Raw genomic sequence first — 15,194 nt, 5'->3', positions numbered from 1 at the left:
CGACTCCGCGCGCTGTATCAGGGAATTGATAAATGTCGATGCTGTCCAACCTTGAATTGCTTCGGCGCGTTCCTTTGTTCGCGTCGCTGACGGCCACGCAGTCCGCAAGCATCGCGGATGCGATCATCAAGAAGCGCTTCAAGCGTGCCGAAGTCGTTGTGGAGCAGGGCAAGAAGTCCGACGCGCTCTACATCATCCTGACGGGGCGCGCGCGCGTCACGAGCGCCGACAGCCGCGGCCGCGAGGTAATTCTTGCCACGCTGCACCCCGGTGACTACCTGGGCGAGATGAGCCTGATCGACGACGAGCCGCATTCGGCCACCGTCCGCACCGAAATCCAGTGCGACGTGCTCATGCTGGGCCGCGACGCCTTTGCGCGCTGCCTGCCCGAGAACTCCTCGATGGCCTACAACATCATGCGCGGCCTGGTGCAGCGCCTGCGCCACGCCGACCGCAAGATCGAGTCGCTCGCGTTGATGGACGTCTACGGTCGCGTGGCACGCTCGCTGCTCGAATTCGCCGTCGATGACGGCGCGGGCAATCTCAAGGTTCGCGACAAGATCTCCCGACAGGACCTCGCCAAGATGGTTGGCGCCTCACGCGAAATGGTGAGCCGCGTGATGAAGGATCTCGAAGAGCGCGGCTTCGTGCAGACCCAGGACGATGGGTCGATGATCGTCAAGGAACGGCTCCTGTCTCTCGCCTGAGCCTCCGGGGCTGGGGCCGCCTTGGGCGACCGCCACGGCCTTTTGTTGTAGTGTTCGTGCGTCCGGCTCCCGATTTTCTGGGTCGGGCGCCGTGTTTTCCATGACCTATTCGCTCAATACGCTTCAATCTTCTTCTGCCGCCGAAGGGCAACCCGTGCGCATGCGCGCCATGCGCTTCGCCCACGAAATCACGCTGATTGTCGGATTCGCGGCGCTGCTGTTCTGGCTGCTTGCGATGCTGAGCTTCACGCCTTCCGATGCCGCGTGGTCGACCTCGGGTACAGGCGGAGACGTCAAGAACTGGGGTGGCCGCATCGGCGCCTGGCTGGCCGATGGCAGCTACTTCCTGGCAGGCTATTCCGTCTGGTGGTGCCTGGCCGCAGGTTTGCGCGCATGGCTCTCGTCGCTGGCGAACTGGTTGCGTGGTGGCGAGTCGGCACCGGCCGAACAGCCCGTGCGCGGCCGGTTCAACCGCAGCCGCATTGCCTTCTGGATTGGCCTTGTCCTGCTGCTGTGCGCAAGCACCATGCTCGAATGGTCGCGGCTGTACCGGCTCGAATCGCACCTGCCCGGTTCTGGCGGCGGCGCGCTGGGCTACCTGGTGGGGCCGTCCAGCGTTCGCTGGATGGGCTTTACCGGCTCGGCGCTGGTGGCCATCGCCATCGGCGTGATCGGCTCGGCGCTGGTTTTCCGTTTCTCGTGGAGCCTGATTGCCGAGCGCATCGGCGCACGCGCCTATTCGCTGTTCGAGTCGCGCCGCGAAAAGCGCGAAATGGCGGCCGACATCGCCATGGGCAAGCAGGCTGCCCGCGAACGCGCCGAGGCCGACGAACCCGCGTTCACGCGCGGCGGTGACTCGGGCCGAGGCAGCGAGCCGGCGATGAATCCCGGATCGTCCGCCTTTGCCGATGACGACGAAGAAATCCTCATCGAGCCGCGCCCCAAGCGCCGTGCCGCATCGCCGCCGGTGCAGATCGAGCCCGCGATGACCGAAGTGCCCAAGAGCGATCGTGTCGTCAAGGAGCGCCAGAAACCGCTCTTCAATGAACTGCCCGACAGCAAGCTGCCGCAGGTCGATCTGCTCGATGCCGCGCTGGTGCGCCAGGAGACGGTGTCGCCCGATACGCTCGAGATGACCTCGCGCATGATCGAGAAGAAGCTGAAGGATTTCGGCGTCGAAGTGCGCGTGGTGCTGGCATCGCCTGGCCCGGTGATCACACGCTACGAAATCGAGCCCGCCACCGGCGTCAAGGGCTCGCAGATTCTCGGGTTGGCCAAGGACCTGGCGCGTTCGCTCTCGCTGGTGTCGATCCGCGTGGTCGAGACCATCCCCGGCAAGAACTACATGGCGCTCGAACTGCCGAACGCCAAGCGCCAGTCGATCAAGCTCAGCGAAATCCTGGGCTCGCAGATCTACAACGAAGGCAAGTCGATGCTCACGATGGGCCTCGGCAAGGACATCATCGGCAACCCCGTGGTGGCCGACCTCGCGAAGATGCCGCACGTGCTGGTGGCCGGTACCACCGGCTCGGGCAAGTCGGTCGGTATCAACGCCATGATCCTGTCGCTGCTCTACAAGGCCGAGGCACGCGATGTTCGCCTGCTCATGATCGACCCGAAGATGCTCGAAATGTCGGTCTACGAAGGCATCCCGCACCTGCTGGCGCCCGTGGTCACCGACATGCGTCAGGCGGCCCACGGCCTGAACTGGTGCGTGGCCGAAATGGAGCGCCGCTACAAGCTCATGAGCAAGCTCGGCGTGCGCAATCTGGCCGGCTACAACACCAAGATCGACGAAGCCAAGGCGCGCGAGGAGTTCATCTACAACCCCTTCAGCCTCACGCCCGACGATCCCGAGCCGCTGCGCCGCGAGCCGCACATCGTCGTCGTGATCGACGAGCTGGCCGACCTGATGATGGTGGTCGGCAAGAAGATCGAAGAACTAATCGCCCGCCTCGCGCAGAAGGCGCGCGCCGCCGGCATCCACCTGATCCTGGCCACGCAGCGGCCCAGCGTCGACGTGATCACCGGCCTGATCAAGGCCAACATCCCGACGCGCATCGCGTTCTCGGTGGGCTCCAAGATCGACAGCCGCACCATCCTCGACCAGATGGGCGCCGAGGCGCTGCTGGGCATGGGCGACATGCTCTACATGGCCAGCGGCAGCGGCCTGCCGATTCGCGTGCATGGCGCCTTCGTGAGCGATGAGGAAGTGCATCGCGTGGTGGCCTACCTCAAGAGCCAGGGCGAGCCTGACTACATCGAAGGCGTGCTCGAAGGCGGCACGGTCGATGGCGACGGTGATGGCGACATGCTCGGCGGCGGCGATGCCGAGAAAGACCCGATGTACGACCAGGCGGTCGAGGTCGTGCTCAAGAACCGCAAGGCCAGCATCTCGCTGGTGCAGCGCCACCTGAAGATCGGCTACAACCGCGCGGCGCGCCTTGTCGAAGACATGGAAAAGGCTGGCCTGGTCAGTGCCATGAGCGGCAGCGGCCAGCGCGAAATATTGGTGCCCGCGCGCACGGAGTAATTCGCGAACCGGGTGTCGGTATTCAGGTTACGTGCTGAAAGGCAATTTGCAAAAACACGCATTCGGCGTTGCAAATCTTCATGAAGACCTGCACCTGCTTCAATTCGCGGCGTGTAGGGTCGATGCCCGGTGCCACAGCTTTTCCGAGGAATCCAAATTGAAATTGCGTCATTGGCTATTGATCGGCCTTCTCAGTTCCGCCAACGCATGGGCCGGCGGGCTTGAAAGCCTCGAAACCTTCGTGAAGACGGTCAAGTCGGGCCGCGCCGATTTCACCCAGACCGTGACCGCGCCTGCGCGCGAAGGGCAGCCGGGCCGCGTGAAGACGTCGACCGGCACCTTCGAATTCCAGCGCCCGGGCAAATTCAAGTTCGACTACCAGAAGCCTTTTGCGCAAGTCATCGTGGCTGACGGCAAGACGCTGTGGCTCTACGACGCCGACCTGAACCAGGTCACGCAGCGCGCCCAGGCGCAGGCGTTGGGCTCCACGCCCGCCGCGCTGATCGCGGCGGCGCCCGATCTGCGCGCGTTGCAGGCCGATTTCGCGCTGGAAGCCGCGCCTGAGCGCGATGGGCTGCAATGGGTCAAGGCCACGCCGAAGAACAAGGATGGCCAGCTGCAAAGCGTGCAGGTCGGCTTTCAGGGCGAGGCACTGGCGGCGCTCGAAATTCTCGACAGCTTCGGCCAGCGTTCGGTGCTGAAGTTCAGCAAGGTCGAAGTGAATCCTTCGCTGCCTGCCAGCGTGTTCGACTTCAAGGCGCCTGCGGGCGCGGATGTCGTCAAGCAATAAGCAAGAAAAGCACGACAGGCTTGGCTACCGCCCACCAACCCCTCGCCGAGCGCCTGCGTCCCAAGACGCTGGGCGAAGTGATTGGCCAGCAGCACCTGCTGGGGCCGGGCATGTCCTTGCGCATCGCTTTCGAGTCGGGCCAGCCGCATTCCTGCATCCTTTGGGGCCCGCCGGGCACTGGCAAGACCACCATCGCGCGGCTCATGGCCGATGCCTTCGACGCGCAGTTCCTGAGCATCAGCGCGGTGCTCGGCGGCGTGAAGGACATCCGCGAGGCGGTGGAGCGCGCCACGGCCGCGCGCGACGGGCTGGAGCAGCAGCGCACGATCGTCTTCGTCGACGAGGTGCACCGCTTCAACAAGAGCCAGCAGGATGCCTTCCTGCCGCATGTGGAGTCGGGCCTTTTCACCTTCATCGGCGCGACCACCGAGAACCCTTCCTTCGAGGTCAACTCGGCCCTGCTGTCTCGCGCCGCCGTCTACGTGCTGCAGTCGCTCAATGAAGCCGATCTCAAGCAGATCGTCACGCGGGCCCAGGCGATACAAGCTGTGCCCGCGATCGACGACACGGCCGTCGACCGTCTGGTGGCCTATGCCGACGGCGATGCACGCCGCCTGCTCAACACGCTCGAAACGCTGGCCGTCGCGGCCCGCGCCGAGAAGCTCGAGCGCATCAACGACGAATGGCTGCTGCGAGTGCTCGGCGAGCGCATGCGCCGCTACGACAAGGGCGGCGAGCAGTTCTACGACACCATCAGCGCGCTGCACAAGTCGGTGCGCGGCAGCGATCCCGATGCCGCGCTCTACTGGTTCGTGCGCATGCTCGACGGTGGTGCCGACCCGCGCTACATGGCGCGGCGGCTGGTGCGCATGGCGAGCGAAGACATCGGCCTGGCCGATCCGCGCGCGCTGCGGCTGGCGCTCGATGCGGCCGAGGTCTACGAGCGCCTGGGCACGCCCGAAGGCGAACTCGCGCTGGCCGAATGCGTGGTCTACCTTGCGATCGCGCCCAAGTCGAACGCGGTCTACAAGGCCTACAACGCGGTGCGCGCCCTCATCAAGAAGGACAGCACCCGCCCGGTGCCCATGCACTTGCGCAACGCGCCGACCAAGCTCATGAAGGAGCTCGACTACGGCAAGGGTTACCGCTATGCGCACGACGAAGAGGGCGGTTTCGCCGCCGGCGAGCGCTACCTTCCCGAGGGCCTGGAAGGTCAGGTTTTCTATGAGCCGGTCGAGCGCGGACTCGAAATCCGCATCGCCGAAAAGCTGCGCGAACTGCGCCGCCGAAACGCCGAACGAGACGACTGATACTGTCTTGCAACATGCGCTCGCACAGCGCATGACCTCACGCGCATACAGCATGAGGTGAGCGGGTAAACCCCGGTCAACACGCACCAAACCAGCGCTGGTGCGTGCTTACAATCCCGCCCACTAATCCGCCAGCGACACATGTTGGCTGGTTTTTTGCTTGTCAAGCCAAGGGCGCCAAACCGGTGCCTCGGTGGGTGCATGGCACCCCGCATCGGTGCAACACATAGGAATCGCGTTATGGAAATATTGCTGCAGCAGATCATCAACGGTCTGGTTCTCGGCAGCATGTATGCCTTGATAGCCTTGGGCTACACCATGGTGTACGGCATCATCAACCTGATCAACTTTGCGCACGGGGAAGTGCTGATGGTGGGGGCACTCACCAGTTGGACCATCATCGGTCTCATGAAGGACGGCATGCCCAACACACCGGGCTGGCTGATCCTCCTCATCGCGCTGATCATTGCCTGCATCGTTGCGGCAACCCTCAACTTCGTGATCGAGAAAGTGGCCTACAGGCCGCTGCGCAACAGCCCCAAGCTCGCGCCGCTCATCACCGCCATCGGCATGTCGATCCTGCTGCAGACGCTGGCCATGATCATCTGGAAGCCGACCAACAAGGCCTACCCCAACCTACTGCCGACCGATCCGATCCACGTGGGTGGCGCAGTCATCTCTCCCACGCAGGTCATGATCCTCAGCGTCACGGCCTTCTCGCTCGTGGTGCTGATGTGGGTGGTCAACTACACCAAGCTCGGCCGCGCAATGCGCGCCACCGCCGAGAACCCGCGCGTTGCGGCGCTGATGGGCATTCGCCCCGACATGGTCATCTCGGCCACCTTCATCATCGGCGCCATCCTCGCGGCCATCGCGGGTGTGATGTACGCCTCCAACTACGGCATCGCGCAACACGCGATGGGCTTCCTGCCTGGCCTGAAGGCCTTTACTGCAGCCGTGTTCGGCGGCATCGGCAACCTGGCCGGCGCGGTGGTCGGCGGCATCCTGCTCGGCCTCATCGAAGCCATCGGCTCCGGCTACATCGGCACCCTCACGGGCGGTGTGCTGGGCAGCAACTACAGCGATATCTTCGCGTTCATCGTGCTGATCGTCATGCTCACGCTGCGGCCCTCGGGCCTGCTCGGCGAGCGCGTGGCGGACCGTGCCTGAGGAGCGACGCATCATGAAGAACAGCAAGAACCTCGCTCTCTACATCGTGGGCATCGTCCTCGTGCTCGCGCTGCCGCTGCTGCTGCAGATGCAGGGCAACGCCTGGGTGCGCATCGCCGACATCGCATTGCTCTACGTGCTGCTCGCACTGGGCCTGAACATCGTGGTCGGCTACGCCGGCCTGCTCGACCTGGGCTACGTCGCCTTCTTCGCGGTGGGGGCCTATCTCTTCGCGCTGATGGGCTCGTCGCACCTGACCGAGACCTTCCCCTGGTTCGCCCAGATGTTCCCGAACGGCATGCACACCTCGCTGCTGATCGTGATTCCGCTGGCGCTGGTGGTGGCCGGATGCCTTGGCGTGTTGCTGGGCGCACCCACGCTCAAGCTGCGCGGCGACTACCTGGCCATCGTCACGCTCGGCTTCGGTGAAATCATCCGCGTGTTCCTGAACAACCTCGACCAGCCGGTGAACATCACCAACGGTCCGAAGGGCATCACCGCCATCGACTCCATCAAGTTCTGGGGGCTCGACCTCGGCAAGGCATGGAAGTTCGACGGCTTCACGATCTCGTCGGTCTCGCTCTACTACTACCTGTTTCTTGCGCTCGTGATCGGCACGGTGATCGTTTCGCACCGCCTGCAGATCTCGCGCATCGGCCGCGCCTGGATGGCCATTCGCGAAGACGAAATCGCCGCCAAGGCCATGGGCATCAACACCCGCAACATGAAGCTGCTGGCCTTCGGCATGGGCGCCAGCTTCGGTGGCGTGTCGGGCGCGATGTTCGCGGCCTTCCAGGGCTTCGTGTCGCCCGAGTCCTTCAGCCTGATGGAGTCGGTGATGATCGTCGCGATGGTGGTGCTCGGCGGCATCGGGCACCTGCCCGGCGTCATCCTGGGTGCCGTGCTGCTGGCCGCGTTGCCTGAAGTGCTGCGCTATGTGGCCGGCCCGCTGCAGTCGCTGACCGATGGCCGTCTCGATGCGTCCATCCTGCGCCAGCTCTTCATTGCGTTGGCCATGATCGTCATCATGCTGCTGCGCCCGCGCGGCCTCTGGCCTTCGCCGGAGCATGGCAAGACGCTGACCAAGAAGGGCGGCGTGCCGGTCGATCCGACCCATGCCGCCGTGGCGCCGGGCTCGCTGCAAACGCATGCGCCGGGCATCGACACGCCCGCCGACGAATTGCCGGGTTCGGCTTCGCGTCCCATGTCCATCAATCCGTGAGCGCAGGAGACACAGACATGACGACAGAAACCATCCTCGACGTTCGCGGCATCTCCAAACGCTTCGGCGGGCTGCAGGCCCTCTCGGACGTGGGCATCACCATCAAGCGCGGCCAGGTCTACGGGCTCATCGGGCCCAACGGCGCCGGCAAGACCACCTTCTTCAACGTGATCACCGGGCTCTACACGCCCGACAGCGGCAGCTTCGAGCTGGCCGGCAAGCCCTACCAGCCGACGGCCGTGCATGAAGTGGCCAAGGCCGGCATTGCGCGCACCTTCCAGAACATCCGCCTCTTTGCTGAAATGACGGCACTGGAGAACGTGATGGTCGGGCGCCACATTCGCACCCATTCGGGCGTGTTCGGCGCAATCTTGCGCACCGGCAGTTTCAAGGCCGAAGAGGCCGCCATCGCCAAGCGCGCGCACGAGCTGCTCGACTACGTGGGCATCGGCAAGTTCGCCGACTACAAGGCGCGCACGCTGTCGTACGGCGACCAGCGCCGGCTGGAAATTGCACGCGCACTGGCCACCGACCCGCAGCTCATCGCGCTCGACGAGCCGGCCGCCGGCATGAACCTGACCGAGAAGATCCTGCTGCGTGAGCTGATCGACCGCATCCGCAAGGACGACCGAACGATCCTGATCATCGAACACGACGTCAAGCTCATCATGGGCCTGTGCGACCGCGTCACCGTGCTGGACTACGGCAAGCAGATCGCCGAAGGCACGCCGGCCGAGGTGCAGAAGAACGAAAAGGTGATCGAGGCTTACCTCGGCACCGGAGGCCACTGATATGAGCACCGCAACCATGAGCGAACAAGAAACCGTATCGAACGCGGCACAAGCCAAGGCTGTCGGCAAGACCTTGCTGAAGGTCAATGGCCTGAAGGTCGGCTACGGCGGCATCCAGGCCGTCAAGGGCGTGGACTTCGAAGTGCGCGAAGGCGAGCTGGTGTCGCTGATCGGCTCCAACGGCGCCGGCAAGACCACCACCATGAAGGCCATCACCGGCACGCTGCCGGCGGGCGCCGGGCACATCGAATTCCTGGGCCGCAGCATCAAGGGCCGTGGCGCGTGGGACCTGGTGGAAGAGGGCCTTGTGATGGTGCCGGAAGGCCGTGGCGTGTTCACGCGCATGACCATCACCGAGAACCTGCAGATCGGTGCCTACATCCGCAAGGACAAGGCCGCCATCGCCAGCGACATGGAGCGCGTGTTCGTCACCTTCCCGCGCCTGCGCGAGCGCAAGGACCAACTGGCCGGCACCATGTCGGGCGGCGAACAGCAGATGCTGGCCATGGGTCGTGCGCTGATGGCGCGCCCCAAGGTGCTGCTGCTCGACGAACCCACCATGGGCTTGTCGCCGATCATGTGCGACAAGATCTTCGAGGTGGTGCAGACCGTGGCCTCGCAGGGCGTCACGATCCTGCTGGTGGAGCAGAACGCCAACCGCGCGCTGCAACTGGCGGACCGTGGCTACGTGATGGAGTCGGGGCTCATCACGATGGACGGCGACGCCAAGGAACTGCTGCGCGACCCGCGCGTGCGGGCCGCGTACCTGGGCGAATAACTCAGTCGACCTTTGCGCCGGTGGCTTTGACCACCTTCTCGTACTTGCCCAGTTCGCTCTTCATGAAGGCGCCGAACTGCTCGGGCGAGTTGCCCACCGGCTCTGCAAGCAATGAGGCAAAACGGGTCTTCGTTTCCGGCGCGTTCAGCGCGGCGACGAAGGCCTGATTGAGCTTCACGACCACATCGTGCGGCGTGCCGGCGGGTGCCACCAAACCCCACCAGGTGTCGATCGAAAAGCCTTTGATCGTGTCGGCCACCGGTGGCACATCAGGCAGTGAACTGCTGCGCTGCAGGGTCGTCACCGCAATCGCCTTCAGCTTGCCCGAGCGGATGTTCGGCGCAGCGGTGGCCAGGTTGTCGAAGTTGAAATCGACCTGCCCCGAGATCAGCGCCAGTTGCGCCGGGCTGCCTCCGTTGTACGGAATGTGCACGGCGAAGATGCCGGCTTCCTTCTTGAACAGCTCGCCCGCCAGATGGCCGGCGCTGCCGTTGCCGCCGCTGCCGTAGTTGAGCTTGGCGGGGTTGGCCTTCGCGTAGCGGATCAGGTCGGCCACCGTGTTGATGTGCAGGCGCTTGGCCGTGTCGGCATTCATCACCAGCACGTTGGGTACGCGGACCATCTGCGTGATCGGCGCGAAGTCGGTCGCGGCGTTGAACGGGATCTTGTTGTACAGCCACGGATTGACCGCATTGGTGGCCGTGGCCGCAATGCCGATCGTCAGGCCGTCGGCGGGCGCCTTCGCCACGATGTCGGCGCCGATGTTGCCGCCCGCGCCCGGCTTGTTGTCGATGATGACCGGGCCCAGCGTGTCCTTGACGCGCTCGGCCAGGATGCGCGCCGTGTTGTCGATCGGGCCACCCGCGGCGTACGGAACCACAAGGCGGATCGGGCGTTGCTGCTGGGCGTTGGCCTGGCCGGCGCCCAGCAAGGCGGTGGTGCTGGCAAGCAGGGTCAGGAGGAAGTGTCGCGTTTTCATTTTTTTCTCGGATTTCAACATCTCATGGACACGGGAACACCGCGGAGCAGGCCCCGTCGAGCCGTCGGCGTTGCCCCTTGTCGGGCGCTGCGACGCGACGTGCGCGTCGTCGCTTAGGGAATGGCCTTGTCGGCCTCCGTGGTGAACGCGTCGGCAAAGAACTCTTCCTCGGGCAGGCCCGCCAGCGCCACATAGTCGCGCTTGGCCGAGTCGACCACGATGGGCGCGCCGCAGGCGTAGACCTGATGGCCCGAGAGGTCCGCGAAGTCTTCCAGCACCGCCTGGTGAACGAAGCCGGTGCGGCCCGTCCAGTTGTCTTCGGGCGTCGCGTTGGAAATCACCGGCACGTAGCGCAGGTTCGGCATCTCGGCCAGTTGGCCGCGCACCCATTCGTCCATGTAGAGGTCTTGGGGTCGGCGGCCGCCCCAGTAGAGCGCGGCGGGCCGATCGATGCCCTTGAACTTCATGTGCTCCAGCAGCGCCTTGATCGGCGCGAAGCCGGTGCCCGAGGCGAGCAGGATCATCGGCTTGTCGGAGTCCTCACGCAGGAAGAAGCTGCCGAAGGGGCCTTCGATGCGCAGGATCTCTTTTTCCTTCATGGCGCCGAAGACATGGTCGGTGAACTTGCCGCCGGGCAGGTGCCGCAGGTGCAGCTCGATGCCCGTGCCCGGCTGGCTCAGCGTGTGCGGCGCATTGGCCATCGAATAGCTGCGGCGCGCGCCGTCGCGCAGGATGAACTCCACATACTGGCCCGCATGGAACTGCAGCGGCTCGCCCGCCGGCAACTGCAGGCGCAGCATGATCACGTCGTGCGACTGGCGGGTCAGGGCCAGCACCCGCACCGGCATCTTGCGGATCGGGAGCGCTCCGGCTTCGGTCACCTGGCGCGATTCGAGGACGACGTCGCTCTTGGCGTGGGCGCAGCAGGTCAATACGAAGCCGGCCAACTGTTCCTCGGCGCTCAGGGCCTTGCTCTGGTGGGGGCCGAGGGTGACCTCTCCCGACAGCTTCTTGCACTTGCAGGAGCCGCAGGCGCCGTCCTTGCAGCCATAGGGAAGGCCGATGCCTTGCCGGATGCCGGCTGCGAGGATGGTCTCGTCGCCCTGCACCACGAAATGGCGCCCGCTGGGCTCGACGGTGATGGAAAAGCCCGCTTCATGCGGTGCTGCAACAGTCATCGGTATTCTTCGGCTTGTTTTCAGCCTGTGTCTGAAAGGGAAAGGAAACGGGATTTTGCCTTCAATCAATAGTCCCTCCGGCGCGCTGCCAGCGCGGTTCCGGCGGGAGCGCCTTCTGATCGTCGGTTGCGGCGACGTCGGCCAGCGTGTCGCGCGTGACCTGAAAGGGCGCATGCAACTGGTGGCGCTCACTTCTTCGGCGGACCGGGTGGCGGCCCTGCGCGCGGCCGGAATTCGCCCGCTGGTGGGCAATCTGGACGATGTCGCCACGCTGCGCCGCCTGGCTGGCATTGCCACGCGCGTGCTGCACCTGGCGCCGCCCGCGCGGGATGGCGGTGCCGCCTGGTGGCGCGACCAGCGCACCACATCGCTGGTGCGTGCGCTGCGGCTGCGCTCGGTGCCATCGGCCTTCGTGTACGGGTCGACCAGCGGCGTCTATGGCGACTGTGGCGGTGCGCGCGTGAGCGAAACGCGCGGCGTGCGGCCTGATACGCCGCGTTCCCACCGGCGCGTCGATGCCGAGCGTGCCGTGCGCTGGCTGGGCCGCAGCACGGGCCTGCGCGCGAGCATCTTGCGCATTCCGGGCATCTATGCGCCGGATCGCGAAAACGGCACGCCACGCGGGCGTTTGCAGCGCGGCACGCCGGTGTTGCGGCGCGAGGACGACGTCTACACCAGCCACATCCACGCCGACGACCTGGCGCGCGCCTGCGAGGCCGCGCTGTTCCGCGGCCGGCCGCAGCGCATCGTGCATGCGTCGGACGACACCGAGTTGCGGATGGGCGACTACATGGACCTGGCGGCCGATCTCTATGGCCTTCAGCGCCCGCAGCGCGTGGCCCGCGATGAGGCCGAGCGGCAGTTGCCGCTGCAGCTGCTGAGTTTCATGGGGGAATCGCGCCGGTTGGACAACACGCGGCTCAAGAGGGAGCTGCGCGTGCGGCTGGCGCATCCGACGGTGCATACCGGCCTGCTCAAGGAGAGCACCAGCCGGTAGCGGCTTAGGCTGCTGCGAGTGGCTTTCTGGCCTCGAACGTCAGCGCGCCGGGACCGACGATGCCGTATGCCGGCTCGTCGAGATCCCACTGCGAGGCCTCAAAGCCGATAGAGCGCAGACGGTCGAGCATGTTCAGGCCGAAAATCGTCCAGACCAGCACGCCTTCATCGGGCCGTACTGGGTCGCCATGAAAGGCCTTCTCTTCGAGGTAGACGATTTCCCCATCGACGATCTTGGCGCGGACCTGATCCTCGGCAAGCAGCGGGCTGTACGGCACCGTGAAGATGTGGCGTCCACCGGGCTTCAGTACACGGAAGATTTCCGCATGCGCTGCGTAGGGCTCCGGCATGTGCTCCATCACGTCGCTCGTCATCACGAGGTCGAGCAGGTTATCGGTAAAAGACAGGGCCTGAAGGTCTTCATGGCGACGACCATCGACCATCTCACCGGACTTGTATTCGTCGCCGAAGTACTCCGAGCACAGATAGTTGGGCAGTTCGGCCAGTTGCAGATGCAGTGCCCCCGTCGTCTCGGTGTTGTAGATGGTGAAGCCGGGCGGAAAGTGCCAGCCTCCCCGTTGAGGCAGCTCGCATTGCTCGCGGATCGTAAAGGCCATCTGTCGTTGTCGGTTGAACGACTGGCAATTCGAGCAGCGGCCCGATTCACGCGGATTGTCGGTAAACCCGGTAAAGCGGGCGGCCGTGCCGCAGACAGAGCACACGCCTGAAAGCACAAGGCCTTCGTCTGCATGTTCGGTATCGGGTGGGGTTTCTATGGGGTGGGCATCAAGCGCGGGCGGTGCCGACGGCTTCTGCCATTTCAATGTCGCCATGCGCAATTTGCGGATGGCCTTTTCTACGATGCTCATGTCCCTCGGGTCCCAATTTTTCTGATCCAAATTGGTGCAGTTTACCGCTCGCAGACTGCATTTCGCGAGGGTGCTCCGAGTGCCATCGAGTTTTGGCGCTAAATGCGTGGTGCCGGGGCCGGAATCGCAGAATGACCTGCAGACCGCATGAATACTAACTTTTGCAAATTTCGAGTTTTAAAGTGCCGACATAAGTGCCGACAAAATGCAAAGCGTCTCTGCCGTTGCGAAAAACGGCGCGCCGCTTTTGTCGCGCCGCCCGGCGCCGGGCGTAGGTCCAATCACCTATGTTGCACCCTGCGGAATGTAGACATGATCGGTTACATGAACGAACAGAGCGACCCTGGCCCCGTTTCTTCGCAGATGGGCACTACGGACATCATTACCTATAGCGGAATGGTGATGCCGTCCGGCTACGACGCAATATGTGCAGCACTCGAGACCAAGCGCTCGGAGCGGGCTCTTCTGGTTATCGCGAGCCCTGGGGGAGACGCGCACAGTGGCTTCCGCATCGCACGGGCACTACAGCATGTCTACGGCACTTTCGACGCGCTGATCCCTCGATATTGCAAAAGCGCCGGTACGCTGATTGCCATCGGTGCATCCCGTCTCTACTTGGCAGACAAGAGTGAGCTTGGGCCGTTGGATGTTCAGGTCAAGAAAAACGACGAAATCGTTGGGCGCAACTCGGGTTTGGACATCGTTCAAGCGGTCAACTACCTTAAGACTCAAGCACTCGACGGGTTCCGAACGTCGCTGCGTGAACTTACTGAAGATGTTGGCATTTCGACACGGCTCGCGTCTGATATTTCGTCCAAGCTGACCACAGGCCTTTTCGGTCCGATCTTTTCGCAGATTGATCCGATGCGCCTGGCCGAGATGCAGCGGGCATTGGAGATCGCGTTCGCCTATGGAAATCGGTTGGACGAAGCCAGCAAGAACTTGCGTGTGGGCGGCCTTCAACGACTTGTTGTCGGCTACCCGTCCCACGACTTCGTTATCGACAGGAAGGAAGCTCGCACGATCTTTACGTCAGTGGTACAGCCCACCGGTGTACTATCGCAAATATGCGAGTCTCTGCAGGCCCAGATGGCGCCCAACATGTTCAGCGCTACTCCGGATGTCCGCCTGTTCACTTTTTCTTTGCAACTTCAAGGAGAGCATGGTGAGACCACATCAAACGGCTTCAATGGTTCAGCAAGCGATGCGCCAAGCGAATCAGCGATCGATGGAAGTGGCGAAGGCCACGTTGCCCCGGAACAACCTTCCCGCACAAACGGGGCCGCAAGTCCCGAAGAAGGAACTGCCTAAGCAGATCCGCGAGTTGCTTGTATAGAGTTGCACCAGCAACGTGGAATGGCCGCCCTTGAGGCGGCTTTTTCATGAGCGTCGAGATCATCAAACCTAAGGGCGTGCATTCGTATTTCGCAACAGGGCTGCGGCGATACTTCAGCTCACAAGGAGAAGATCATGGATTGCTACAAGCTAGTTGGCGGTGCACTGCAGCCGATGCCAGATCCAACTGAGAGCCACGACGAAGGCTCAGTGGAGGAGTGCATCCGCGCTGCGGGCTACACGGTCACCGTCTGCAGCTCTGCTGTCGACGCGGGTGGAGGTGCAGAAATCACGATCTACGAAACCGAAGAGCGGGATCGACCTCGCTACTACATCGACCTGATGGGCGTGCACCAAAGCATCGCTACATTCGTCGCCGACGATTTTCCCGCGTTGCTCGCAACTCTCAAGGAACTGGCGCCGTTGACCGCCGTGGTCGGCTTGGATCAGCGAGCTTGGATTCAAGCCGGCCTCGAGAGTGCTCGTGGGGACCAGATGCAACGCCGCGGTTGAGGCGGACGCCGAAAGGGTAGTTT

The 15,194-nt window shown here is 63.8% G+C and carries 14 protein-coding genes; 11 read left to right on the top strand and 3 right to left on the bottom strand.

Going from position 1 to position 15,194, the window contains the following annotated elements; all coding sequences use genetic code 11:
• Positions 1–32 precede the first annotated feature (32 nt).
• The 8 genes from ACSFB7_RS26105 to ACSFB7_RS26070 all read left to right on the top strand — a co-directional run bounded on the left by ACSFB7_RS26105 (position 33) and on the right by ACSFB7_RS26070 (position 9,301).
• Complete coding sequence (locus ACSFB7_RS26105) at positions 33–707, top strand: Crp/Fnr family transcriptional regulator (RefSeq protein ID WP_435475256.1); 675 nt, start codon at positions 33–35, stop codon at positions 705–707.
• Between the two features lie 100 nt (positions 708–807).
• On the top strand, positions 808–3,240 hold the full coding sequence (locus ACSFB7_RS26100) for a DNA translocase FtsK (protein WP_435475255.1): 2,433 nt from the start codon (positions 808–810) through the stop codon (positions 3,238–3,240).
• A 157-nt stretch (positions 3,241–3,397) separates the two neighbouring features.
• Positions 3,398–4,030 (top strand): outer membrane lipoprotein periplasmic chaperone LolA, encoded by a 633-nt coding sequence (gene lolA, locus ACSFB7_RS26095; protein ID WP_435475458.1) that lies wholly within the window; start codon positions 3,398–3,400, stop codon positions 4,028–4,030.
• A gap of 20 nt (positions 4,031–4,050) precedes the next feature.
• Positions 4,051–5,340 carry a replication-associated recombination protein A gene (locus tag ACSFB7_RS26090; protein ID WP_435475254.1) on the top strand — a complete coding sequence of 430 codons (1,290 nt, stop codon included), beginning with the start codon at positions 4,051–4,053 and terminating at the stop codon, positions 5,338–5,340.
• A 240-nt stretch (positions 5,341–5,580) separates the two neighbouring features.
• Positions 5,581–6,510 carry a branched-chain amino acid ABC transporter permease gene (locus ACSFB7_RS26085; RefSeq protein ID WP_187108190.1) on the top strand — a complete coding sequence of 310 codons (930 nt, stop codon included), beginning with the start codon at positions 5,581–5,583 and terminating at the stop codon, positions 6,508–6,510.
• A gap of 13 nt (positions 6,511–6,523) precedes the next feature.
• Positions 6,524–7,732, top strand: coding sequence for a branched-chain amino acid ABC transporter permease (locus tag ACSFB7_RS26080; protein ID WP_435475253.1), 1,209 nt, complete (start codon positions 6,524–6,526; stop codon positions 7,730–7,732).
• A 17-nt stretch (positions 7,733–7,749) separates the two neighbouring features.
• A complete protein-coding gene (locus ACSFB7_RS26075) occupies positions 7,750–8,523 on the top strand; it encodes an ABC transporter ATP-binding protein (protein ID WP_187108192.1) in 774 nt (257 codons plus the stop codon).
• Positions 8,524–8,539: 16 nt separating this feature from the next.
• The gene (locus ACSFB7_RS26070) at positions 8,540–9,301 is read left to right on the top strand and encodes an ABC transporter ATP-binding protein (protein ID WP_435475457.1); all 762 of its coding nucleotides are present in this window, start codon (positions 8,540–8,542) and stop codon (positions 9,299–9,301) included.
• 1 nt (position 9,302) lies between these two features.
• Here the strand turns inward: ACSFB7_RS26070 and ACSFB7_RS26065 are convergent, their stop codons facing one another.
• Both ACSFB7_RS26065 and ACSFB7_RS26060 read right to left on the bottom strand, forming a co-directional pair.
• Positions 9,303–10,280: a Bug family tripartite tricarboxylate transporter substrate binding protein gene (locus ACSFB7_RS26065; RefSeq protein ID WP_435475252.1), complete on the bottom strand. Its 978-nt coding sequence runs from the start codon at positions 10,278–10,280 to the stop codon at positions 9,303–9,305.
• 113 nt (positions 10,281–10,393) lie between these two features.
• Positions 10,394–11,458 (bottom strand): CDP-6-deoxy-delta-3,4-glucoseen reductase, encoded by a 1,065-nt coding sequence (locus tag ACSFB7_RS26060; protein WP_435475251.1) that lies wholly within the window; start codon positions 11,456–11,458, stop codon positions 10,394–10,396.
• 55 nt (positions 11,459–11,513) lie between these two features.
• Here ACSFB7_RS26060 and ACSFB7_RS26055 point away from each other — a divergent pair, with 55 nt between their 5' ends.
• Positions 11,514–12,455, top strand: coding sequence for an NAD-dependent epimerase/dehydratase family protein (locus tag ACSFB7_RS26055; RefSeq protein WP_435475250.1), 942 nt, complete (start codon positions 11,514–11,516; stop codon positions 12,453–12,455).
• Positions 12,456–12,459: 4 nt separating this feature from the next.
• On the opposite strand, the gene ACSFB7_RS26050 is transcribed toward ACSFB7_RS26055, so the two are convergent.
• Complete coding sequence (locus ACSFB7_RS26050) at positions 12,460–13,323, bottom strand: class I SAM-dependent methyltransferase (RefSeq protein WP_435475249.1); 864 nt, start codon at positions 13,321–13,323, stop codon at positions 12,460–12,462.
• Positions 13,324–13,635: 312 nt separating this feature from the next.
• Between ACSFB7_RS26050 and ACSFB7_RS26045 the strand changes: the two genes are divergently transcribed.
• Positions 13,636–14,634 carry an SDH family Clp fold serine proteinase gene (locus ACSFB7_RS26045; protein WP_435475248.1) on the top strand — a complete coding sequence of 333 codons (999 nt, stop codon included), beginning with the start codon at positions 13,636–13,638 and terminating at the stop codon, positions 14,632–14,634.
• A gap of 159 nt (positions 14,635–14,793) precedes the next feature.
• Entirely contained in the window at positions 14,794–15,171 is a 378-nt protein-coding gene (locus tag ACSFB7_RS26040) for a hypothetical protein (protein WP_435475247.1), read from the top strand.
• Positions 15,172–15,194: the final 23 nt, after the last annotated feature.

The organism is Variovorax raffinosi, assembly GCF_051216615.1.
Classification (GTDB): Bacteria; Pseudomonadota; Gammaproteobacteria; order Burkholderiales; family Burkholderiaceae_C; genus Variovorax.
Note: the sequence above shows the minus strand (reverse complement) of the source record. Positions and strands in the feature narration are given on the sequence as shown.